At 43.8% G+C, this 21958-nt stretch carries 21 protein-coding genes; 11 read left to right on the forward strand and 10 right to left on the reverse strand.

All coding sequences use genetic code 11. The features are described 5' to 3' along the window. Positions 1-118: 118 nt before the first annotated feature. Positions 119-937, reverse strand: a complete 819-nt coding sequence (locus P343_RS30370) for an arginase family protein (protein WP_023510627.1) — start codon at positions 935-937, stop codon at positions 119-121. 94 nt (positions 938-1031) lie between these two features. Between P343_RS30370 and P343_RS30375 the strand changes: the two genes are divergently transcribed. Further along, entirely contained in the window at positions 1032-1616 is a 585-nt protein-coding gene (locus tag P343_RS30375; RefSeq protein ID WP_023510628.1) for a cysteine hydrolase family protein, read from the forward strand. Between the two features lie 8 nt (positions 1617-1624). Here P343_RS30375 and P343_RS30380 read toward each other — a convergent pair whose 3' ends face one another. Next, on the reverse strand, positions 1625-2041 hold the full coding sequence (locus tag P343_RS30380) for a DUF3842 family protein (RefSeq protein ID WP_023510629.1): 417 nt from the start codon (positions 2039-2041) through the stop codon (positions 1625-1627). A 257-nt stretch (positions 2042-2298) separates the two neighbouring features. Between P343_RS30380 and hypB the strand changes: the two genes are divergently transcribed. From hypB to P343_RS30400, 4 genes are all read left to right on the forward strand, one after another. Further along, positions 2299-2961, forward strand: coding sequence for a hydrogenase nickel incorporation protein HypB (hypB, locus tag P343_RS30385; protein WP_023510630.1), 663 nt, complete (start codon positions 2299-2301; stop codon positions 2959-2961). 244 nt (positions 2962-3205) lie between these two features. Continuing rightward, positions 3206-4177, forward strand: coding sequence for a cobalt transporter CbiM (cbiM, locus tag P343_RS30390; RefSeq protein ID WP_023510631.1), 972 nt, complete (start codon positions 3206-3208; stop codon positions 4175-4177). Next, on the forward strand, positions 4174-4980 hold the full coding sequence (locus P343_RS30395; RefSeq protein ID WP_023510632.1) for an energy-coupling factor transporter transmembrane component T: 807 nt from the start codon (positions 4174-4176) through the stop codon (positions 4978-4980). The genes cbiM and P343_RS30395 overlap by 4 nt, the downstream gene beginning before the upstream one ends. Positions 4981-4993: 13 nt before the next feature. Next, positions 4994-5719 carry an energy-coupling factor ABC transporter ATP-binding protein gene (locus tag P343_RS30400; RefSeq protein WP_023510633.1) on the forward strand — a complete coding sequence of 242 codons (726 nt, stop codon included), beginning with the start codon at positions 4994-4996 and terminating at the stop codon, positions 5717-5719. Between the two features lie 85 nt (positions 5720-5804). Here P343_RS30400 and P343_RS30405 read toward each other — a convergent pair whose 3' ends face one another. From P343_RS30405 to P343_RS30425, 5 genes are all read right to left on the reverse strand, one after another. After that, positions 5805-6665 (reverse strand): LD-carboxypeptidase, encoded by an 861-nt coding sequence (locus P343_RS30405; protein WP_023510634.1) that lies wholly within the window; start codon positions 6663-6665, stop codon positions 5805-5807. A gap of 24 nt (positions 6666-6689) precedes the next feature. Next, complete coding sequence (locus P343_RS30410) at positions 6690-8069, reverse strand: RsmF rRNA methyltransferase first C-terminal domain-containing protein (RefSeq protein ID WP_023510635.1); 1380 nt, start codon at positions 8067-8069, stop codon at positions 6690-6692. A gap of 30 nt (positions 8070-8099) precedes the next feature. Further along, positions 8100-9836 (reverse strand): adenine deaminase, encoded by a 1737-nt coding sequence (gene ade / locus P343_RS30415; protein WP_023510636.1) that lies wholly within the window; start codon positions 9834-9836, stop codon positions 8100-8102. A 179-nt stretch (positions 9837-10015) separates the two neighbouring features. Beyond that, complete coding sequence (locus P343_RS30420; protein WP_031264052.1) at positions 10016-10693, reverse strand: VIT1/CCC1 transporter family protein; 678 nt, start codon at positions 10691-10693, stop codon at positions 10016-10018. Positions 10694-10909: 216 nt separating this feature from the next. Beyond that, positions 10910-12697 (reverse strand): M3 family oligoendopeptidase, encoded by a 1788-nt coding sequence (locus P343_RS30425; protein ID WP_023510638.1) that lies wholly within the window; start codon positions 12695-12697, stop codon positions 10910-10912. Positions 12698-12818: 121 nt separating this feature from the next. On the opposite strand from P343_RS30425, the gene P343_RS30430 reads away from it, so the two are divergent. From P343_RS30430 to P343_RS30440, 3 genes are all read left to right on the forward strand, one after another. Beyond that, the gene (locus P343_RS30430; RefSeq protein ID WP_023510639.1) at positions 12819-13283 is read left to right on the forward strand and encodes a low molecular weight protein-tyrosine-phosphatase; all 465 of its coding nucleotides are present in this window, start codon (positions 12819-12821) and stop codon (positions 13281-13283) included. Between the two features lie 118 nt (positions 13284-13401). Beyond that, positions 13402-13965, forward strand: coding sequence for a hypothetical protein (locus P343_RS30435; RefSeq protein ID WP_023510640.1), 564 nt, complete (start codon positions 13402-13404; stop codon positions 13963-13965). A gap of 42 nt (positions 13966-14007) precedes the next feature. Further along, positions 14008-14862, forward strand: coding sequence for a YihY/virulence factor BrkB family protein (locus P343_RS30440; protein WP_023510641.1), 855 nt, complete (start codon positions 14008-14010; stop codon positions 14860-14862). A 21-nt stretch (positions 14863-14883) separates the two neighbouring features. Here the strand turns inward: P343_RS30440 and P343_RS30445 are convergent, their stop codons facing one another. Next, a complete protein-coding gene (locus P343_RS30445; protein WP_023510642.1) occupies positions 14884-16806 on the reverse strand; it encodes a heavy metal translocating P-type ATPase in 1923 nt (640 codons plus the stop codon). A 360-nt stretch (positions 16807-17166) separates the two neighbouring features. Here P343_RS30445 and P343_RS30450 point away from each other — a divergent pair, with 360 nt between their 5' ends. After that, positions 17167-17616 carry a VanZ family protein gene (locus P343_RS30450; protein WP_023510643.1) on the forward strand — a complete coding sequence of 150 codons (450 nt, stop codon included), beginning with the start codon at positions 17167-17169 and terminating at the stop codon, positions 17614-17616. On the opposite strand, the gene P343_RS30455 is transcribed toward P343_RS30450, so the two are convergent. After that, complete coding sequence (locus tag P343_RS30455) at positions 17613-18050, reverse strand: TlpA family protein disulfide reductase (protein ID WP_023510644.1); 438 nt, start codon at positions 18048-18050, stop codon at positions 17613-17615. The two genes, P343_RS30450 and P343_RS30455, sit on opposite strands and share 4 nt — an antisense overlap. A gap of 162 nt (positions 18051-18212) precedes the next feature. After that, positions 18213-19427, reverse strand: coding sequence for an MFS transporter (locus P343_RS30460; RefSeq protein ID WP_023510645.1), 1215 nt, complete (start codon positions 19425-19427; stop codon positions 18213-18215). 281 nt (positions 19428-19708) lie between these two features. Here P343_RS30460 and P343_RS30465 point away from each other — a divergent pair, with 281 nt between their 5' ends. Both P343_RS30465 and P343_RS30470 read left to right on the forward strand, forming a co-directional pair. Then, on the forward strand, positions 19709-20884 hold the full coding sequence (locus tag P343_RS30465; RefSeq protein WP_023510646.1) for a pyridoxal phosphate-dependent aminotransferase: 1176 nt from the start codon (positions 19709-19711) through the stop codon (positions 20882-20884). Positions 20885-21152: 268 nt separating this feature from the next. Beyond that, a complete protein-coding gene (locus tag P343_RS30470; RefSeq protein ID WP_037593937.1) occupies positions 21153-21914 on the forward strand; it encodes a YfkD family protein in 762 nt (253 codons plus the stop codon). The last annotated feature ends 44 nt before the right edge of the window (positions 21915-21958 follow it).

Consider the following 21958-nt stretch of genomic DNA (forward strand, 5'->3'; position numbering starts at 1 on the left):
GGCAGCGGCTTTTCTATTTCTAGGAAATTATCGATCTATAAGTTGTGCGCACAACGTTCGAGTTTGTGCGCGACGCAATGGGTATTATTAGTCCGATTCGCATTGTTTCAAGGAGAAATTACATCACATGTTTTGATGACCCTTTATGAATCATTTTTCTGCGATCAACGCTGTGCAGATGGTTCAAATAAGCGTGTACAATACGGAGATTGCAGAGCTCGTTCTTTCGAATCCATTCACGGGTTCGTTGGTCAAGCTCTTGATGAGGCTGGACTGGCCATTCTCCGCAAACATCAATGCCTTCCACTTGTTTGTTCTCTATAATGGTTGCAAGCAATTGGGCTAATCGGTTGATTGACAGATGGCCTTGATCCCAATTCGTTTTCGCCTCTTGTTCCGATATAAGATCTTTATCGATACTCATGTAGACAGCTTGTGTCGGTATCGAGGAGATTAATCTCTGAGCAGAAGGAAGGCTTCGCTCAGGAAACAGGGTAACTTGATAATGCCCCTGCAACAATTTTAATTCATCTTCGGGGGGCTCCGGTCCTACGATAATAACTTTTTTTAGATTTGCAACGTCACTGAGTGCATGGCGAACCCAAGATCCACATGATAGCAGATTGCCAATTCTGCCTTCTTTTAAATCAGTATGGTGATCGAATAGAATGAGAGAAAAGGGCTGAGGAATTTTCTGGAGCAATGCGAGAGTTGCATAGTGATAGTTTCCGCTTCCCAAAAAAGTCAGTCCGCTCAACTCCGTGTTGGCCAATTTGTGAGAAATCGCCGTGAAGGCTTCGGGTGAACAATACAAATGCGTTCCTCTTAGATTACGAAAGTCAATCCATTTGTGCGGTGTGATCGACCGCAATTCAGACTGGGGTTCATACGTGCCGTCAAAATTACAGAATGTGATGCCGCGATGCAACAAAGTCATGCGCAAAACACTTCTTTCTTAATCTCATGTGTCAAGATTAAACCGTTTTCATAACTAGTTTAATACACTAGGAACTAAATAGAAACTTAAAGAGATGTATGATAGAAAAAAAGCTGGTGGAAATGATCAAATGCGCGCGCTTCTGGTAATTGATGTACAGCAAGGGTTCATAGATTCGAGAAATTTTGAAAAGATGATCCAAAATATCCACAGATTGATCATCAATTCTCAAAAAAACAAGGAACCGATCTTTTTTATCCGCCATTTAGATAAGGGAAAAGAGAGCATGATCCAAGATGGGACACCGGCTGGTGAAATATGCCATCAGTTGGCCCCCTATGTTTCGGAATGTATTGAGAAACGTTTGCCAAGTGCTTTTTTTCGTACATCTTTGGACAGCAAACTAAGGAACGCCGGTGTTGATGAAGTTATACTATGCGGATTTAATGCGGAATACTGTATCTTTTTTAATTCAGTAGCTGCATTTGAGCATGGTTATGGAGTGCACGTTATCGAAGATGCCTGTGCCAGTGTCAATACAGGCGAGACCTATGAAATGAATGACCTTGATATACCTAAATTTATTTTTTCTGTGCTCGACAATTCAGGTGAAATGACGGTTAGTGAACTTGATTCATTTTTGGAAGAGTACAGATCATCCAGCGAGCAGCATTCTTGAATGAACATTCAAGAGCATACTTTTTTTAGATCTGTGATAATGTCATCGATGAATTGTTTGATTGGTATGTCTGCGGTACAAGGAATAAGAAGTTTAGGGTGGTGCACAGGAAGTATATATTTCTTGCAAGAAAGCTGAGTGAAGGCATGCGTCATAGACTCTGTGATTTCACCATGAATAGAACCCGGCTGCAGAATACCGATTGGGGCGATGATACAGTCAATAGCCTCACGTCGGCAAAACGCACAAAATGCTTTTTCACCGCTCATGCCAATAGTTGCGCCTGATCGTACCATCTTTGAAGTTCCACATGTATTTGTGCCAAGCGCAATGATGATCCAGTCACCGGGAAGGTTTTGACGCATTTTTTTAATCAGTGTTTGGCCAAGTCCTGCTCCCTGGCCGTCCATTACAGCAATTTTCATAGTTATCCTCACAGATCGATGATGATTTCACTTTAAATATTATATTATAATATAGTTAGTTAAAAAAGGAGGACAAAAAGGGCCGAGAAGATCAAGGAAGCGCAGTTTCGAGCACCGGAGCGTATGTCTCTAATACGTGAGGAGTGAAGAAACAAGCTGACGCAGAGATTCGACAGCAATTTTTCCCGGACTTTTTGAACCTCCTCTGATAGAGTCATATATAGTAAATACCTCAATAGATTTTGGAGGGCAAACGGATGAACACAATTAAAGTCGTTCAACAGATGCTGGAGTGGAATGAAGACTGCAGTGATGAAGTTAAAGAAAAGTTGAAAGAGAAAAAAGTGCTTGCGGTTAACATTATGGCAGCTCCGGGAGCGGGAAAAACCAGTCTGATTATTAAACTGATCGAAAAACTGCGTCCTCGTTATCGTGCGGCGGTGATTGAGGGAGACATTGCCGGTCAGTTGGACGCTGAAAAATTGGATGCGCTGGGGGTGCCCGTCGTACAGCTTAATACGAATGGCGCTTGCCATATTGAAGCACTCTCAATGAAAAAGATGCTGGACTATTTTGATTTAGAAGATTTAGATGTGCTTTTTGTTGAAAATGTTGGGAATCTCGTTTGTCCTGCAGAATTTGAAGTTGGTGAGGATGTCAAAATCGCGTTGCTTAGCATCCCTGAAGGCGACGATAAGATTGTTAAGTACCCGCTCTTATTTACGAAAGCGGATCTAGTTGTCCTGAATAAATATGATATGATGCGTTTCTTTGAGTTTGATGATGCGCAAGTGGAGACGGATATCCGTAGTTTGAATCCAAAGGCCGGTGTCTTTAGAACCTCTTGTGAGCATGATGAAGGCATTGATGCACTCTATCATGAGATAGAAGACAGAATTAACAAAAAAATGACAAATTAACTGTATATCTTTCATTTTTGATTCATTTGCTCTATTATGACAAGTACGGGTCACGAAGATCCGTGTTAGAAAACAGCTTGTGACTGAAATAGGGAACAAGCGGCTCTTTAAGTTTTTCTTGCAGCCACGAAGGCTGATTAGCGCCCAACAGGACCTAATTGGATTCGTGGCTGTTTTTTAGTTTCTGAAAAAACTTTTACAAATTGTCATGATTCAAAGAGTAGAGAGACGGAGTGTTTGTACGATGCATATTCCAGATAATTACCTTAGCCCTGAGACATGTCTGATCATGGGGGGAGCAATGGTACCGGTTGTGGCGGTTTCTATTCGGCGTGTTCGTGTGAAGATGACCAGAGAAAGACTGCCGCTTATTGGTGTTGGTGCAGCACTTTCATTTCTCATGATGATGTTTAATGTTCCGGTTCCTGGTGGCACGACAGCCCACGCGGTTGGCGGCACGTTGCTTGCAATCTTGCTGGGACCGGAGGCGGCTTGTCTTGCGATCGCGGCTGCGCTACTGATTCAATGCCTGGTCTTTGGCGATGGCGGTATTTTGGCTTATGGCGTGAATCTTTTCAATATGGCTTTTATCATGCCATTTGCAGGGTATGCCATTTACCGTTTTTTAGTGACCCGCTTGGCTTTTCGGAACACAGAGTTGATTTATGCTGGGATCGCTTCTTATTTGGCGATTAATATTGCGGCATTAATTGCGGCGATTGAATTCGGCATTCAGCCATTGTTGTTTACTGATGCGAAAGGATTGCCGCTTTATTCACCGTATCCGCTTAAGGTATCCATACCGGCCATGCTGATTCCGCATCTGACGCTGGCAGGACTCGCGGAAATTGTATTTACCGTTGGGGTATTGATTTTCATCAAAAAAGTTTCTCCTGAAATCCTGCAGAATCGTCCCGTTTCATTTCATAAAATATCTGCACTGTTGCTTCTCCTGATCCCTTTAACACCGCTGGGACTGCTTTCTGCGGCAAGTGCATGGGGCGAATGGAGTAACGGTGAATTACATCAATCACTTGGCTATCTTCCAAAGGGGATGGCACATGGATATAATTATCAAGCACTGCTATCCGGTTATTCTTTTAAGGGTATGCCGGGAGCTGTCGGATATATATTATCGGCTGTAGCTGGCGTAGCACTGCTTGTCATTTTTTTCAGAATCTTTCGGATGAGTCGACGTAAGGATGAACAACATTGAATGAAAAAAAGAATATACCACAGTGGCTTATGAAGCCTGATGAACTATTCGAAGTCGGGAAAAAGGAGCGATTCATTGAAAAAAATATACATACGCTTTTTAAACTTCTGGCTGCGATCAGATCGAGGAGCAACGATCACTGCTTTTTGTCAAGAATTCATCCGGCGCTAAAACTTTTCTCACTCGTTGTGCTCCTTTTTTTGATCTCGTTAAGCAGGAGCATGGTATTTATCAGTACAGTTGGATCGTGTATGCTTCTCCTTATCAGTATTCTTCCGGTTAATATCATGAAGCGTATTTTGATTATGAGCCTGACCGCTGCTGTGTTTATGGCGGTGACCTTGCTTCCCGCCTTTCTAGTTGGCATCCACGGCCATTATCTCTTGATTGTAGTCAAGGTGTGGCTGACCGTCTCTTTTTCCGGATTGCTTGTGTTAACGACGTCATGGCATGCATTGATTGCAGCGCTGAAATTGTTTCGCGTTCCGGATCTGTTTATTCTTATTTTGGATATTACACTGAAGTATATTGTAATCTTCAGTGATTTTACGTTGAACATGTTCTATGCTTTGAAACTGCGTTCTGTGGGGAAGACCGCCAAAAAAGCGGCACCTGTTGCCGGGATTGCCGGTACACTTTTCCTGAAATCGAAGGAGATGTCGGAAGATCTTTATGACGCCATGGTATGTCGAGGATTTTCGGGACATTATACAACGCAGGTTAAACGGCAATGGCATTGGATGGATACAGCTTGTTCTGTTTTTGTACTTGCACTTGCCCTATCTTTTTTTTATTTCAGGTGAGGGATAAGAGGCTATGATTGATTTAAAAAAAGTGACATACAGTTATGCAGATCATACTGCATTAAGTGAGATAACGATGAAAATCGAGCAGGGAGAATCTGTCGCCTTGATCGGTCCGAACGGCAGCGGAAAATCAACCTTGATGAAAGTGATCAGCGGATTGATTTACCCTGATAGAGGGACCTATGTGTTTGATGGAACAAAAATCACGGAGAAGCAGATGAAAGAGGCTTCTTTCTCTAAAAGCTTTCATAAACAAACCGGGTTCGTTTTTCAGAACCCGGATACCCAGCTGTTTTGCGGAAGTGTCTATGAGGAAATCGCTTTCGGACCTAATCAAATGGGTCTTTCCGAGAATGAAGTGAGAAGCCGAGTAAGCGATTCGCTTGAATTGATGGGGATCTCCGGGTTTGAGGAGCGTGAGCCTTATCATTTGAGCGGTGGCGAGAAGAAGCGTGTCGCCATTGCGGCGACAGTTGCACTTAATCCTGATGTCTATTTGTTTGATGAGCCGATGAACGCGCTTGATCCGAAGTCGAAACGCTTTCTGCGTCAGTTTATGATTGACCTGACTCAGGCGGGCAAAACCGTGATTTGCTCCACACATGATTTTTCTTATGTAGACGGTGTATTTCAGCGCGCCGCTGTCTTTTCCGAGGATCATCGGCTTATTCGTGATGATGATTATGAATCGGTGATTAATGACCGAGCTTTTCTGCGTGAACAAAACATTATTTAATTATCTTTCGTATTACCGCCTAGACATCGGGATATTAACGATGTTGATTACAAATGAGCGTATTAATCGGAATGATCTGAAGGACTCATTCCAAAACAATAGGCAACCCGATTGGCAGGATATGTGCGTCTTCACCATGACCGAGCTGTTCCGTTTTAGCAATCGGTACGTTGTATTTTTCGGTGGTCTCAAAAACGAGTGCTTCAATGGAGGGTGTCAGTTCCTTTTTCTGCATTTCCGAGAATGTTCCAAGCAGGACACCCGCACATTTACTGAACACGGATAATTGATCCAGCTGGGCGAGAAGTGATGCCATACGCGCTGGCCCGCCGCCAAGCGCTTCAAGGAAAATGATCTTGTCGGTAGGATCAGGAAAATAGCGAGTACCTGCCAGCTTCAGAAAGCAGCGGATGTTGCCGCCAATGACGACGCCGTTCATTTGCTGCCCACGCAGCCATCGATACTCAAATGTGAGATCATGTTCGTCTTCCATAAAATAGCGCTGAAACAATTCTGTTTGAGAATCAGCAAAGTGACCGGCAAGATTTTTGATTCTGTAATGGTGAGACGGGACGCTCGCGCACGTGTTGATTGCATTGTTAATAACGGATAAGTCACTGATGCCAATGTACGGAGTGGCTGCGCACTGGATCGCGTTAAAATCAAGAAAGGGCAGGATCTGATTGGCACTGTCTCCGCCTGAAACGTCAAAGATTGCCTTTACTTCTGATTGATGGAACAGGCGCATCAATTCGGAAGCACGCATTTGAGGTGAACCGCTGAATGGAGAAGCGTCATCACGAAAAAGTGCAGCTGATTTGACTACCGTAATCCCTAAATTTTCTAGTACCTGCTCTATCTTATGGATAACCCTCACATCATCATGCCTCAGTCCGTCCGAGCAGGAGATAAGGCCAATTGAATCGCCGTTCTGCAGTAATGCCATAATGCTCTACCTCCATCAAAGATCTCAATTCAAGCCTCTCCGCCGTAATCCTTTTGGATAAAAATTCTTCAGAATGCCGCCGGCTGCCTTACCCCAACCTAGAGGAAACCCTTCAATAGTAACTGCGGTCCATCCTTTTAAGCCGCTTTCAAGTGGCAGAGTTTCACCGTGCAGATAGCGTTCCCACTGATTATCGTCGATGTGCAGCGGAAGTGTGTTTTGAAAAGCTTCCGCAGGCAGCGCGAGTGCCAGGGCATGATTGGGTTCAAAACGGTTTTTCTTTTGTTCGCCAAGATGGATACCTGCGCGAACCACTTTAAGCTTGCTGAAATCCGGGCAACCATCGGGAAGCAAGAAAAGCTGACTTCCTGCATAAAAGAAAATTCCATTTAGTTTTTCACGCAATGTTTGCTTTTCAAACTGTCGAAAGTCTTTCAACATAGTTTCTTTAGCGGAATTGGCAAACTTTTCCTTGTGAGACGGCGCCTCACCGTGTTTGCAAAGCTTGGCAACAAAGTGACCTTCACCATGCAGTCGGTGAGGCCAAAGGCGAGCTGTTTTGGAAAGTTCTGGATCATTTGATTCCGTCCATTCTGGGCGACCCTTTTCGATGCCGAACTTTTTCTCAATCGGTAAAAGTTCGAGATCCGGATGTTTTTCTAGAAATGATTCAATCATCCGTTCATCCTCTTCCGGGGAGAACGTGCATGTGGAATAAACGAGAATACCTTCCGACTTCAGCATAAGATAAGCCTGTTCAAGAATTTGTGCTTGAAGTCTGGCGCACTCTCTGACATGTTCAGGACTCCAGTATTCAATAGCTTCAGGGTCTTTTCGAAACATGCCTTCACCGGAACACGGTGCATCAACGAGAATCTTGTCAAAATAGCCCGGGAAATAATTTGCCAAACGTTCAGGTGTTTCATTAGTAACAAGAGCGTTTGAAATGCCCATTCGCTCAATATTTTCGGATAATGCCTTAGCTCTCTTTGGGAAGATTTCATTAGAAACGAGTAAACCGCTTCCGTTCAATGAAGCGGCGATTTGTGTCGATTTTCCCCCTGGGGCGGCACACAAATCAAGTACACGGTCACCGCGCTGGGCATCAACTGTTTCAGCAACGAACATCGCGCTCGGTTCCTGGATATAGTAAAGTCCAGCTTGATGGAACGGATGTTTTCCAGGCATGTCTGCGTTATCGTAATAAAACCCGGTAGAGCAAAAAGGGACAGGCTCAAGATGAAATTCAGGACGCGTGGTCAGCAGATCTGAATCAGCTTTTAGGTTGTTCACACGCAATCCGAGTGCTTTATGGTGGTTATAGGTCTCAAAAAAAGCACCGGCTTCATCTTGACCCATAAGTTCGGTCAATTTATTTTTAAAAGCTTCTGGCAAGGATAGCAAAGAAGATCCTCCTTAATTAAGTTACATCAGTTAATCGACAGAAACAGAAATATGCCTGAAGGCACGCACGTCAAACAGTCCGGTATCCGTAAGTTTTAGATCCGGAATGACCGGCAGGCTTAAGAATGACAGAGTCAGAAACGGATTAAAAGAATCAGAGACACCAAGCGATGATGCAGCTTCTCTCAATTCCTTCAGTTTTTCAGCAACCTCTTCAGCCGGTGCGTCTGTCATTAATCCGGCGATTGGCAAGGCAAGTTCGGCGATTACTTGCCCATTATTAACGACGACCATTCCGCCATCAATGTCTTTCAGACGTTCAGCAGCGGCAATCATGTCCGCATCACTACATCCTGTGACGACAAGATTATGGGAATCATGAGCGATTGTCGTTGCCATTGCACCTGACTTCATGCCGAATCCTTTGACGATTGCAAGCCCTACCGTCCCAAGCCCTTTATGTCGTTCAATCACGGCTAATTTCAGATTATCGCGATCCTCCGAAAAAATAAACTGCCCCTCATTTACCGGAACCTCTTCGATAATATCTCGTGTCACTAAGCTGTTAGGAATAATATCGATCACATGTGCCTTTTTACTTGCACCGATTTTAATTCTGAACTGTTCAGGAGAAAGTTGAGGCCAAGTTAACGGATGTACTTCAGCCTTGATTTCAGAATTCGTATGCACCTGGATTGCCTTGCCGTTTTCAGCAATAAGTTTTCCATGAGCATAGACTTGCCCAATTGAGAAATGATCCAGGTCATCAAGAAGCAAGAAGTTGGCCTCATAGCCAGGCGCGATTGCGCCTTTTTCGCGCATACCATAACATTCGGCGGCATTCAGTGAAGCAATTTTGATACACGTAATCGGATCGAGCCCACTTTGAATTGCCATCCGGACATTGTGATCAACGCTGCCTTCCTGGATCAAATCATCTGGATATTTATCATCTGTACAAAAGAGAAAGCGGCGGCTATTTGTTTCATTCACCAAATCAATCAGCTGAGGAAGGTCTTTTGCAACCGTACCTTGGCGGATCATGACGTAGAGTCCGCGTGATAAACGGTCTTTTGCTTCCTCGATGTTCACACATTCGTGGTCGGTACGGATACCTGCTGCCTTGTAGACATTCACACTATCTGCATCCAGCCCAGCTGCATGACCATCGATTCTCCAACTATGTTTTTGTGTCACTACTAATTTATCGACCATCAAGGGATCTGCATTCAAAACGGCTGGGAAATCCATCACCTCGGCAAGACCAAGAACATTGTTATACGCAAAAAGCGGTTCTAGATCGTCAGCGTTGAGTGTTGCACCGTTATGCTCAAATGATGTTGCTGGTACGGATGAAGGAAGCATGACAAAGAGATCGATGCTGCTTTCTTTTGCGCGTTCCAACATAAATCGAATCCCCGTTGTGCCTAGTACATTTGCAATTTCATGAGGATCGGTGACCGCACATGTGACGCCGTGTGCGGCGAGCACATCTGAAAAAGCCCCTGGCGTCAGCAATGAAGATTCAATGTGTACATGTGCGTCGATTAATGCGGGACTGATAAATTTTCCTCGTGCGTCTATGACCTTTTTTCCATCATAGTTCCCGAGCCCGACAATCATGCCGCCAGTGATTGCAACATCTGTTTCCAGAAGTTCACCGCTGAATACATCAATAATTTTCCCATTCTTTATAACTAAATCCGCCGGCTCTTTTTTCGAAGCCGTACGGATACGTTGAATCAATGTCTGTTTGTCACTAACCACGATGCGTTCCCCTCTCCGGACCTGAGCTGTATTGCTGCTCCTCAAATTGTAGAATTGCAGTATCCGATCAATATATAGATCATTATAACTGAAAAGGTCAGAGTGGGGGAAACTGTTTACATGTTCAATCATTAGTTTAACTGCTTAACACTATCACATGACCACGTCTTGAAATCTGCTTAGATAAGATTTCCGACTGTGTAGGTGATCACCATTGTCAGAGCCCCAACCAGGACATTCCTGATGATTGCCGGACGTTTCGGAGCTCCGCCTAAATGAGCGCTGATGTATCCAGTCAGGCCTAGTGCGATAAGAACGGTGAAAAATGTGAAAAAGACACGTACGTGTTCAGGCATAAGAAGGATGGACAGCAAAGGGAGAATCGCCCCGATTGAGAATGAGATCATCGATGAAAAGGCTGCGTGCCACGGATTGACATATTCGTCGGGGTTCACGCCTAGTTCAGCCGCGGCATGGGCTCCTATTGCATCCTTGTTCATTAATTCGACAGCGACTTTTCTCGATAACTCTTCGGACAGACCGTTCTTCATATAGATCTGAGCCAGTTCAGTGACTTCGCCATCGTAATCTTCTCTGAGTCTGACTTTTTCTGCCTCAACAACTGCCTTTTCAGTATCTTTTTGTGTACTGACAGAAACGTATTCTCCTCCACCCATAGAAAGAGCTCCGGCTACAAGACCCGCCAATCCGGAAATTAACAAGGTCATTGTATTTGTTGTGGCTCCTGCAACGCCGATAACGATCCCAGCTGTCGACACAATGCCGTCATTCGCACCAAGAACACCTGCACGAAGTACATTCAGTTTTTGATTCATTCCACTTTCCGCATGTTCCATAATCGTTAACCTCACTTTATAAATTAGAATGAAAAAAATAACAACTAAATGAGAATGGTAATCATCTTCATAACCCTTAAAACGAAGCATGCTGCCATCCGATGTGGATGACAGCATGAGTGAAAAAATTAAAATTATTATTATTTGTCGCTAACTTTATTCTACATGTGAACGATCAATTTGTCTATTTTAAGTGATTATAAAAGGGGTAGATCTTTATTCCGTCAGTTCCAGAAATTCATCAACATCGCGCATGATATAATCTAGTGCGGATTGCCAGAAGGCTGGTTTTGTCAAATCAACGTTCAGATGCTTTTCTGCAAGTTCTTCAGTTGTCATCCGACCGGTATCGCGCAATAACGCATCATATCGATCAGCGAATTTTGGACCTTCCTGAAGTGCCTGCACATAAATCCCTGTACTGAATAGAAAGCCAAAAGTATAAGGGAAGTTGTAAAATGGCCAGTCGGTGATGAAAAAATGAAGCTTTGATGCCCAAAAAGTCGGGTGATAGACATCCAGCGAATCAAGATAAGCTTCGCGCTGAGCGTCAATCATGAGCTGATTCAGACGCTTAACACTAACTACGCCTTGCTTTCTTTCTGCATAGAATCGTGTTTCAAATAGAAAACGGGCATGGATATTCATAAGTAGGGCAACGCATCGTTCTAACTTATCAGCAAGAAAATTGATCCGTTCTTCTTTTGTTTTAGCTACCGCTTGAGCTGCGTCACTCACGATCATCTCAGAAAAAGTAGATGCCGTTTCCGCAACGTTCATGGCGTAGTTCTGTGAGAGGTAGGGCAGTTTATTCATAAGCGATTGATGATAGGCATGGCCTAACTCGTGAGCAAGCGTTGAACGGTTTGATGCTGTACCGCTAAAGGTCATGAAGATCCGCGATTGTTCGGCAATCGGGAAATTGGTGCAGAAACCACCGGGACGTTTGTCTGCTCTGTTTTCCGCTTCAATCCAGCGATTTTCCAATGCTTCCTTGGCAAATGAGGCCATTTTGGGGTTGAACGACTGAAAATGTTCGATAATGAAATCTGCTGCATCTTCATATGTCAATTTGCTGCTGTTCTTGCTGAGCGGGGCATCGACATCATACCATGAGAGTTTCTTTAGTCCGAGTAATTGGGCTTTTCGTTCCATAAACGTAGCGAGTTTAGGTTTATATTTGTTAATCTCAGTCCACATTGTTGTCAGCGTCTGTTCTGACATGCGATTGTAATCCAGCGGTTCATCAAGAATATTTTCCCAACCGCGTGCTTTATACGCAGCGATTCGGTAGCCGGCGATGTGATTCAGAGCGGCAGCAAACAAATCCGCATATTCGGACCAGGCAGATTCTAGAGCCTCAAAGGCTTTGCCGCGTACATTTCGATCAGCATCATCAAGCAGGTTGTTTGCTTGGCTGACAGATAACGTTTCATTTTTTCCATCTTTCTCAAGATCGATGTGCATTTTTCCAATAAGACTATAATAAAGATCTTCCCAAGCATGATAACCATCGACTGCCAGTCCGCTGATCAGCTGTTCTTGATCTGAGGAGAGCTTCTTCTTGGAAATCTCCCGCTTTTCCCGAAGCGCAAATTGAACTTCTTTTAGATCGCTGTTTTTAAGCAATTCGGACCAGCTTAAGTCGGAGATTTGGCGTAGTATGTTCTCAAACAAGCTGTCGCATGCATTCAGTTCTGCGCCGAGGCTTTGTATCCGATTGTTAGCCAGCGAAGCATTCACGTCTTTTATATTTTGCGCAGTCAAGCATTCCACATAGGCGTGCGCTTCATGAAATTGTTTGGTTAACGTTTCATAGGTACGGACGAGTCTGCTGAAGGCTTGTGCTTCATTTACAGTAAAAGGAATAGTCTTCAACTCCAGTTCACTCCTGAATCGGCTTATGGATTCAGTAAGCGAATTAAGAAAATCCTGGAATTCATCAGACTTGGATCCACTTTGAAATATTGACTCGAGATCCCATTGTTGATTCAATTTTTCCATGTTTCCCCTTCTTTCTTTTCTGCAATCATTGTAGCATATTGGCCAGGGCATTTAGGCTTTGTTGTTTCTTGAATTTGCTGATATCATGATACATAGGAATGAAATTGAGGAGTGCAACGAAATGCGTGTACTTTTTGTATGTCTTGGCAATATCTGCCGTTCACCTATGGCAGAAGCCGTATTGCGAATGAAAATTAATAAAGCCCATGTTGCAGATAAAATTGTTGTGGATTCAGCAGGAACCGGTGATTGGCATATTGGTGATCCACCGCATCAGGGAACACAACAGCAGTTGGCGGCATCTGGTATCTCCTTTGAGCAAATTAAAGCACGGCAAATCAAACAAAAGGACTTTAAGGAATTTGATCGAATTATTGCTATGGATCGGCAGAATGAAAAAGATTTGCTGAAAATGGCAGGAAAATCATATCAAAATAAAGTAAGCCGCTTTATGAGCTTACTTCATGACCAGCCTCAGAAGGATGTTCCCGATCCTTATTATACCGGTCGATTTGACGAAGTGTATGACCTTATTAATCGTGGCACGGATCAATTACTTCAGGATCTTTTGAAGCAGATTAAGTGATGCCACCACTATTTAGCAATTGTCTCCTTTGTGTATCTTCTCATATTAATGAGAGGCTGTGCGCAGACTAGAAGCGTGATCCTTTTAAGGATTACAGCATTGGAGGGGGCAGAATCTGATGAGTGTTTATGGCAAAAGCCAGATGCGCAAATTTATGCTGATCGGCAGCATGGTTGGCTGCGGTTTGTCACTGATGAGCCGCGAGACACGATCGGTCTGGGGCCACAATCTGTCGATAGCGGCGCGTAACAGCGGTCGGTTAATACGGACGATTTATCAGCATCCGGATCAAGTCGGCAATTATATGCAAGTCACCGGCACACGTTTGAAAGGTTTGGTACGTGAAGTGTCCGATGATTTTCAGCAAATGATCGACCATGTTGAGAAGGCGAGAACGAGTACGGGCAATACGTATCAGTATGTAATGGAAGTCGGCACTGAACTGGCAGAAATGGCCGGAAAAGTTAGGCAGTCCGGGAGAAATATCGCCAACTTTCAACAACCAGTACTGATTGATACGGAAAAAGAAGCGCTGCAAAGGTTGGAAAATGAAACGTCAGTACCTAATCCAGGTACTATGCCGAACCCGAAGTACCAACACCAGCAGCACAAGACGGTTTCTTCTTCGAAGCCAAAAAATAAGGGCGAAATGAAGAAGAAGCCGGTCAATCGATCGAAATAACTTCCTTTTATGAGGAAACAGAGAGACCGGGGATGGGGAAAAGTGCGGAAAAAGAAGTTTAAAGACATTCAACTCTTCACCAAACTTTTGGGCAAACGTTTTATGGAAGACAATACAGCGGATTTAGCGGCAACATTAGCGTACTATTTTTTGTTGTCGCTTTTTCCGCTGTTTATTTTTTTGTTTGCGGTCATCCCTTATATTGGTCTTAATCAGCAGCAGTTGATTTCATTAATTGGTATCTATTTTCCGAAAGAGGTTGTTACACTAATTCATCAAAATTTAAATGGAGTGTTTACGAAGCGTAGTGGTTTGCTATCTCTTGGTATTATCGCGACACTATGGCCGGCGTCCAGCGCGATTAACGCCTTGATGCGCACGTTAAACCATGCATACCAGGTTGAAGAAACACGTTCATTTTTGTTTACGCGATTGTTAGCCATGTTTTTTACTGTTGCCATGATTTTCGCAATTGCGATGACCCTTGCTATTAATGTAATCTCAGCCGGATTGGCAAGAAGTTTGTTTGATCGCATCGGCTTGTCGGAAACATTCGCTGATACGTGGTCTGTCACGAGCACATTAGTTACATTCTGTGTAATCATCATCATCTTTGCCTTTCTGTATCGGCTCGGACCCAATATGAAACTGAAAATGGACGAGGTCATGATCGGTGCCGTCATTTCCGGTGCCGGTTGGCAGATTGTGTCTTATGGGTTTTCTTTTTATGTCCGTTACTTCGATAATTATTCATCTACTTATGGAACGCTTGGTGGAATCATTATTTTAATGCTGTGGTTTTACTTGACCGCAATTACGATCATCATCGGCGGCCAAATTAATGCGATTATTCATCAGCTTAACACAGTAAAGAAAAACGAGCCCCCTGAGGAATGAGGATCGTTTTTTATGTTTTGATTATCCGCGCAGCAGCCGGAGTCCGTTCAGAATAACAAGAATTGTGCTACCTTCATGGCCAACCACGCCAAAGGGCATAGTCAGAAATTGCAGGAAATTCACAGCGATCAAAAAAGCGATCATAGCCATTGCGAAGACAATATTCGTCTTAACAATACGGCTCATTTTTTTAGACAGGCGGACAGCTTCAGCGATTTTGGACAGATCATTTTTCATTAGTACAATATCGGCAGTTTCTAGAGCGGCATCATTCCCAGCACCCATTGCAAGCCCTACTGAAGCTTGAGCCAGCGCAGGTGTATCGTTGATGCCATCGCCGACCATAGCGACATGACCATACTTTTGGTTTAATTTCTTTATTTCAACGACTTTGTTTTCGGGCAGACAGTTAGCGATATAGCTGCTGACGCCCGATTCTTTTTGAATGGAGGAAGCGGTTTTCTCATTATCACCTGTCAGCATGACGGTTTCAATACCAAGTTCCTGAAGTGAACGAATCGCGGCAGCTGCCGAATCTCTGATTTGATCCTTCAATGAAAACATTCCAACAACTTTTCCGCCTGACGCCACATAAACCAAAGTTTCACTCTCATCCGAATTATAGGATGGGTTTTCCTTCCTGAATTGTTGGAGAGCAGCGTCACCCATCATCTGTTCCTTGCCGATCATATACTCTACTTGATTGATACGCCCTATAACACCAAATCCTGGTTTAACTTTAATACTGTCTGCGATCGGCAAGACAGGAGCTGAATGATTTGCTGTGAATGTCACAATCGCTTTGCCAAGCGGGTGAGAAGATTGATTCTCAATAGCCGCTACATGGCTCAGAAAAGTCGAATCATCCAAGCTGCTGCTGTTCATAAAGCGCACGACTTCAGGATTTCCCTTTGTAATCGTTCCGGTTTTGTCAAACGCAATCGCCTTGATCATGGCGAGCTGTTCCAAATGAACGCCACCTTTAATCAGAATGCCGCGCCGTGCGCCATAGGCAACTGAGGACAGAACAGCTGGTGTTGTTGAAGCGACAAGTGCGCAAGGCGATGCAACGACGAGCAGGACCATTGCCCGGTAGATGGTTTCGCTCCATGACCATCCAAATAGAAAATGAGGAGCGAAGAGCATTAATCCGGTAGTGAGCAACACAATTTTTACATAAGTTCTTTCGAATCGGTCAATGAATAGCTGAGTCGGGGCTTTTTCTTTTTGAGCGGATTGAACGAGTTCTAGAATTTTACTGAATAACGAGTCGCCGCTTTTTTTCGTAACACGTACATAGACGCTTCCATCAATGTTCATGGTTCCGGCCATCAGTGCCTCACCGATTTTCTTATAAACAGGGATGGATTCTCCGGTCATTGTTGCTTCATTAACAGAAGTCTCTCCATTAATGACGATACCGTCGGCGGGGATACGTTCGCCAGGCTGAATGTGAATCGTGTCGCCAGGTTGGATTTTGGTGACTGAAATCATCGTTTCCTGATTGTTTGATACAAGCCGAGCGACTTCCGGCTGAAGGTTCATCAATGCTGATAGAGCATTTGTGCTCTTTGCTGTTGAATAGGTTTCAAGCGCACCGCTAAGCGCGAAGATAAAAATCAGGATTGCGCCTTCGAGCCAGTGCCCGATGCAAGCTGCGCCGATCGCGGCAGTGACCATCAGTAATTCTACATTCAGTTGGCGAGTTTTGATTGTCTCGGAGATACCTTCTCTGGCTTTAAAATAACCGCCAATTAAATAAGCCGCCGGATAAAGGATCCAGCAAAAAGGAACCGCCATTAACCCGAGCACATAGGCGGCTAAAGTCAGAAGTCCACCGGATAAAGCCGCAATCAATTCACCATGTTTTTTCCAAAGTTCGTTTATATGAGTAAAAGAAGGACGTCCATTGGGAAGTTGGGCGAGTTTTGCCTCCTGCATCATAATCATCGTCTCCTTAACAATTTATTTAGGTCAGATAAATAATACTTATTATTATTTAATAATAATTATATATTACTACTTATTTTCCAAATTTCAATAGTTCAATGAAATTAATTCTTTTTAATTGAGAATAATAATCATCGTCGAAACCCCTAAAAGCAGTCAATGCTGCCGCTATAGCCAGCGACAGCATTGATAAATAGTTTTATAATTATTTTAAATTACTCACAGATTTATTTTAGTTCATGTTTAAATTGTTGTCCAGTAAATAAACATCTTCAAACACTTTCACATTTACATAGATGAATCACACATCATTTTACCGAGACATCATAGTTATAAAATAAGGGGGACATGGCCATGCCCAATTGGATGAAAATAAAAAAGAACTATTTATTAATCGGCTTCGCCTGCTACATGACTGCCCTCATCTTTGTTACGCTTTTCACGCACAATTATTATACATATGGACGATCAAGTAATCTGATCATTTTTAGTAGTGTCCGGCTTATGCTGAGAAGTGGAAGCAGCGCTTTGATTGTGAAAAATATAGTTGGAAATGTACTTCTTTTTCTTCCACTCGGCTTTCTCTTACCGCTGATCATTCGATCAAAACAAGGTTTCGCCTGGCAGCTGTTGTTCGGTGTTCTTGTCAGCTTGGCTATTGAACTATGCCAGTATTTATTCGCGGCGCGTATTTTTGATATCGATGATATCCTGCTAAATACATTGGGTACGGTCTTTGGCCGCCTGACACTGCTCATTGGACGAGCAGTTAAACAGAAGCTGATCTTTTTTTATACTCATTAGCTGAACAGCATCCGGTCAGCGGTTTTGTAAATGCGCAGCGCTCCTCGTTCACCTAAATGGTATTCAAAGAGATTTCCATTCGAATCAAATAAATAGTAAGCAGGAACAAAACGATTTCCAAAAAAGTCAGCGAGTCTATGTGTATTATCGATCAGAATCGGTTCTGTGATCGAATACATTGCGGCTACACGCGCCACCTCACTGACATCAGTATCTGCTTCAGATAAAGGCATATGAATGGCGACAACATTCAGAACGCCATGATACTTTTCGCGTATGGACTGGACAACTGGAAGTGCCTGTTTGCATTTTGAACAGCTGATCGCCCAGAAATGAATCAGAGTGGGAGCACCGATCAGGTCGTCCCGAGTTATTCTCTGGTTTATCCAATGGGTCGCTGCATTGAGGTTAGGTAATATGAGATTTTTTTTCAAGAGCTATTCCCCCTAAAGGAGGGGCTTCCGCGCGCGTTGGAAGGCCCGTTGCTCTGTTATCGTATGCAGAATGGTCGGGAAGGTTCATTAATTAATATGTTAGGGAGGACTTGAGACTTTGGTGGAACAGGTTACTTTTCGAAAAAAAATAGCCTCATATAATTACTGATTTGAGGCTGTTTGTCGATTCGATGGATGCTGTGCCCGCACGTTCCGGGAAATGGCTGATTGGTGAGTCATGCAACTGACTGAAGCGAGCAGGATGAACAAGGAGATCCCGTAAAATAAACCGCCATTTGGAATCAAGCTGATCAGTGAATTTCCGATTACCGGTCCAATCATGCATCCGGCACTGTAGCATACGGTCATTAATATATTGCCGAGCGGAATTTGCTCCTTTTCAAGCAAATCACTGACATACCCCATACTCATTGAATATAGGGAACCGATCAGCATACCGGCAGCAAGAAGCGTGAAGTAAATGCCATAAAAATAAGCGGACAATATTCCGGTAAGTGAAATGAGGACGGAGCCGATCAGGCAGATCAAAGGAAGCAGCCACTTACGTCCGAAACGGTCACCGATCATGCCTAGGGGCACCTGAGTCAGCAATCCGCCTGTTACAAACGCGGGTAGCAGAACGGAGATTGAATCGAGACTATATCCGTGCCGTAAGGCAAAAATAGGAAAACTGTTATTTAAAGAAGTTTCAAGAAATCCAAAAGCAAAGGTCGTCATTAATCCCGACCAAGCAGCGGCAATGACACGTTTATAACGGATAAAGAACTGGCGTGGTGACGAGTCGTTTGTTACCGCGAGTTCAGGGTATTCGTTTTTCAGAAGCAGCAATAAGCACAGAACGATCAGGCAGAACAATCCACTAATGACAAAAGGAACAGCCATACCAAACTCAAGCAGTCGGACAAGCATCGGTCCTGCCGCAATGCCTAACCCAAAAGATAAACCGTAGAAAGCAATATTGCGTCCCCGCTTGCCGGCAGGGCTGTCAATCGTGATCCAAGTCTGTGCAGCAAAATGAAGCATGCTATCGCCAAAACCCACGCATAGCCTTAAAATAAACCAAAACCAAAGATTCATCCAGACCGGAAAAAGGAAGAGGGGCAACGTAATCATGGCAAGTCCGAAGATCAGAAAGAGCTTATAGCCCAAACGGCGCATCGGTTTCTCCATAAGCGGAACGGATACAAGCATGCCAATGTAAAGCGATGTGGACCCAATGCCATTCAGTATCGCGGGCACACCGTTCTTCTCCAGTAACGAAGCGATTAGCGGAAGCAGCATGCCTTCCGCTGCTCCGCAAATAAAGACAGAACTTATAAGTAAAGAAAATTGAAAGCGTTGATAAGTTGTGTTCATCTCAGATGCCCTTCCTGTCCGATAAAAATGAGCGTTCAGTAGATTGCCGTACAAACTCAGCAAACACAAGTATACCTGTTTTTAACGGATTCGTCCCTATAAAAAATTTTTTCAGAAACGACATGCTGATTATTCGCCACTCTATGGAATGAAGTGGTGAAAATTGGCACCATATCAACGAGTTTTCTTTACAAATGAGCGTTTATCCACGAAAATAAAAGTACTGTTTCTTTCTAAGAATTTCTCAAAAATTTTACTTATAGATTTGGAAGTGGAAATGGATGGTTTATTTTGCGAAATCTGATGCCCTAAATCGTTTGCCAAAACAATTCTTTGCTGATCTTGTTGTGAAGACGAACGCGGCGATCGCCAAGGGTTATGATGTCATTAATCTTGGACAGGGAAATCCCGATCAGCCGACCCCGCCGCATATTGTCAAGGCGTTGCAGGATGCTGCTGTTAATCCGCTCTATCACAAATATTCACCATTCAGAGGCTATGACTTCCTCAAAGAAGCAATCGCCACTTTTTATAAGCGTGAATATGATGTGGATCTTGATCCTAAGACAGAGGTTGCTATTTTATTCGGATCGAAAACAGGTCTTGTGGAAATCGGAGAATGCTTGCTGAACAGCGGCGATACGGTGCTCATGCCGGATCCGGGATACCCGGATTATTTATCTGGTTTTGCACTTGCTAATCTTCATATGGAAAAAATGCCGCTTCGAGAAGAGAATGCTTTTCTTCCGGATTACGCGTCAATGCCGGAAGGGGTTTTGGATAAGGCAAAATTGATGTTTCTTAACTACCCGAATAACCCAACATCAGCCACGGCTCCGGCTGATTTCTTCGAGGAAACCGTGAAAACGGCGGAGAAGCATAACATTTGCGTACTTCATGATTTTGCTTACGGAGCTCTTGGCTTTGACGGTGAAAAACCGCGCAGTTTCCTGCAGACACCAGGCGCAAAAGAAGTCGGTATTGAGACGTATACGTTGTCTAAGACGTACAATATGGCCGGATGGCGTGTCGGTTTCGCGCTTGGAAATAAGAGTGTCATCGAAGCCATTGAATTGTTCCAGGATCATTATTTTGTCAGCCTGTTCGGCGGAATCCAGGAAGCCAGCGCAAAAGCATTGCTTGGTCCTCAGGACTGTGTCCAGGAACTTGTGCAGCGCTATGAGACTCGCCGAAATGCCTTTTTTGATGCGGCACGAAAGATTGGCTGGAACGCAGCACCATCTAAAGGATCATTCTTCGGCTGGCTACCGGTACCCAAGGGCTATTCCTCTGAATCATTTTTTGAGTATGTTTTGGAAAAGGCGCATGTTGTGCTTGCTCCGGGGGTAGGTTTCGGGACAGGCGGCGAAAATTATGTCCGAATTGGCCTTCTAAGCGAACCGGATCGATTAACCGAAGCAGTTGAACGGATTGGCAAGCTGCATCTTTTTGATTGAAAAATTTAATTTGTACTGGGTTTAATTTGAGCCGCAAGCAGCATTCAATGCTGCTTGCGGTTCTTTTCGCATTCGCTCCTATAACGGAAGTTGGACCTAATCATGGGAAAGTTAGTCTTATCTCCGAAAAAGTTAGTCCGATCAATAAAATACTGGTTTATACATTAGTTAATTTTTGCATCACATCGCTTGTTCTTTGGATAATTTCGAAATCACCGGCAGAAGATAAGTGAAAAAGGAGTTTTCTGCCTTGAAGAAAATAATAGCAATGTTCCTTTGCTTCGCTGTTTTGTTTTGCACGCTATCGGTGTCAGACGCAAAAAGTATTGTTCCTGAGAAACTTCCGGCATCTGTTATTGATATTTCAAAAGAAAATACGTATCCGAACCCAACGCATGACGCATCTGAACTTGTGCCAAGCGGCCACACCAAATCATTGCTCAAGACTGCCAATGTTGCGATTGAAAACCCGGTGCTGATCAAGCTTTTGAATGAGTCGGTGATTCATCCGTCAAAATGGTCGATTGGTTATTCTGCATGCATTTATCTAGGCGAATGGCCGCTCAATTACGAATCAAAAGAAACCTCCGTAAACTGGGAATTTAAAAAAATTAACGATAACGCAGCTGATGCTAGAGGAAGTAAAAACGGTCAGCAGATTGGCTATATCCAAAAGATTCAAGTCAGAATAAACGGTGGATTAACATCTGAGGTTCCAAAGCAAGAGGAAGCCAGCAAATTAATTATGGCAAAAACGATGGCGAAGACACATCTTCCAATTTCTTTTTCGACCATTGTCGGTGCCGGAACCAAAATAGATCGACCCTATCAGGTATCTTCAAAACAAATCGGACACTTGTACGGATTCGTGCCTGCAGTCAATGAACGTGGGAAAATCACGTATGGCGAAGTCTTTCTTGTGCTGAAAGGCGGAAAAGCACGAATTGATGTGAAAAACATTATGCAGCAAGGGATTGGCGCCTGGATGCCGATCCAGGATCATATAGCACTTCGCTATTTAGCAAAATAGGAGCAGTTTACACATCCGCAATCGTTCAAAAAGATCCTCCGGCT

The sequence above is a fragment of the Sporolactobacillus laevolacticus DSM 442 genome, from assembly GCF_000497245.1.
GTDB classification, from domain to species: Bacteria; Bacillota; Bacilli; order Bacillales; family Sporolactobacillaceae; genus Sporolactobacillus; species Sporolactobacillus laevolacticus.

Bases quoted from the DNA above. Each gene is read 5' to 3' on its own strand.
- P343_RS30370 (WP_023510627.1), bottom strand. From the start codon at position 937: ATGACTTTGTTGCATCGCGGCATCACATTCTGTAATTTTGACGGCACG.
- P343_RS30375 (WP_023510628.1), top strand. From the start codon at position 1,032: ATGTATGATAGAAAAAAAGCTGGTGGAAATGATCAAATGCGCGCGCTT.
- P343_RS30380 (WP_023510629.1), bottom strand. From the start codon at position 2,041: ATGAAAATTGCTGTAATGGACGGCCAGGGAGCAGGACTTGGCCAAACA.
- hypB (WP_023510630.1), top strand. From the start codon at position 2,299: ATGAACACAATTAAAGTCGTTCAACAGATGCTGGAGTGGAATGAAGAC.
- cbiM (WP_023510631.1), top strand. From the start codon at position 3,206: ATGCATATTCCAGATAATTACCTTAGCCCTGAGACATGTCTGATCATG.
- P343_RS30400 (WP_023510633.1), top strand. From the start codon at position 4,994: ATGATTGATTTAAAAAAAGTGACATACAGTTATGCAGATCATACTGCA.
- P343_RS30405 (WP_023510634.1), bottom strand. From the start codon at position 6,665: ATGGCATTACTGCAGAACGGCGATTCAATTGGCCTTATCTCCTGCTCG.
- P343_RS30420 (WP_031264052.1), bottom strand. From the start codon at position 10,693: ATGGAACATGCGGAAAGTGGAATGAATCAAAAACTGAATGTACTTCGT.
- P343_RS30425 (WP_023510638.1), bottom strand. From the start codon at position 12,697: ATGGAAAAATTGAATCAACAATGGGATCTCGAGTCAATATTTCAAAGT.
- P343_RS30430 (WP_023510639.1), top strand. From the start codon at position 12,819: ATGCGTGTACTTTTTGTATGTCTTGGCAATATCTGCCGTTCACCTATG.
- P343_RS30435 (WP_023510640.1), top strand. From the start codon at position 13,402: ATGAGTGTTTATGGCAAAAGCCAGATGCGCAAATTTATGCTGATCGGC.
- P343_RS30445 (WP_023510642.1), bottom strand. From the start codon at position 16,806: ATGATGCAGGAGGCAAAACTCGCCCAACTTCCCAATGGACGTCCTTCT.
- P343_RS30450 (WP_023510643.1), top strand. From the start codon at position 17,167: ATGCCCAATTGGATGAAAATAAAAAAGAACTATTTATTAATCGGCTTC.
- P343_RS30460 (WP_023510645.1), bottom strand. From the start codon at position 19,427: ATGAACACAACTTATCAACGCTTTCAATTTTCTTTACTTATAAGTTCT.
- P343_RS30465 (WP_023510646.1), top strand. From the start codon at position 19,709: ATGGTTTATTTTGCGAAATCTGATGCCCTAAATCGTTTGCCAAAACAA.
- P343_RS30470 (WP_037593937.1), top strand. From the start codon at position 21,153: ATGTTCCTTTGCTTCGCTGTTTTGTTTTGCACGCTATCGGTGTCAGAC.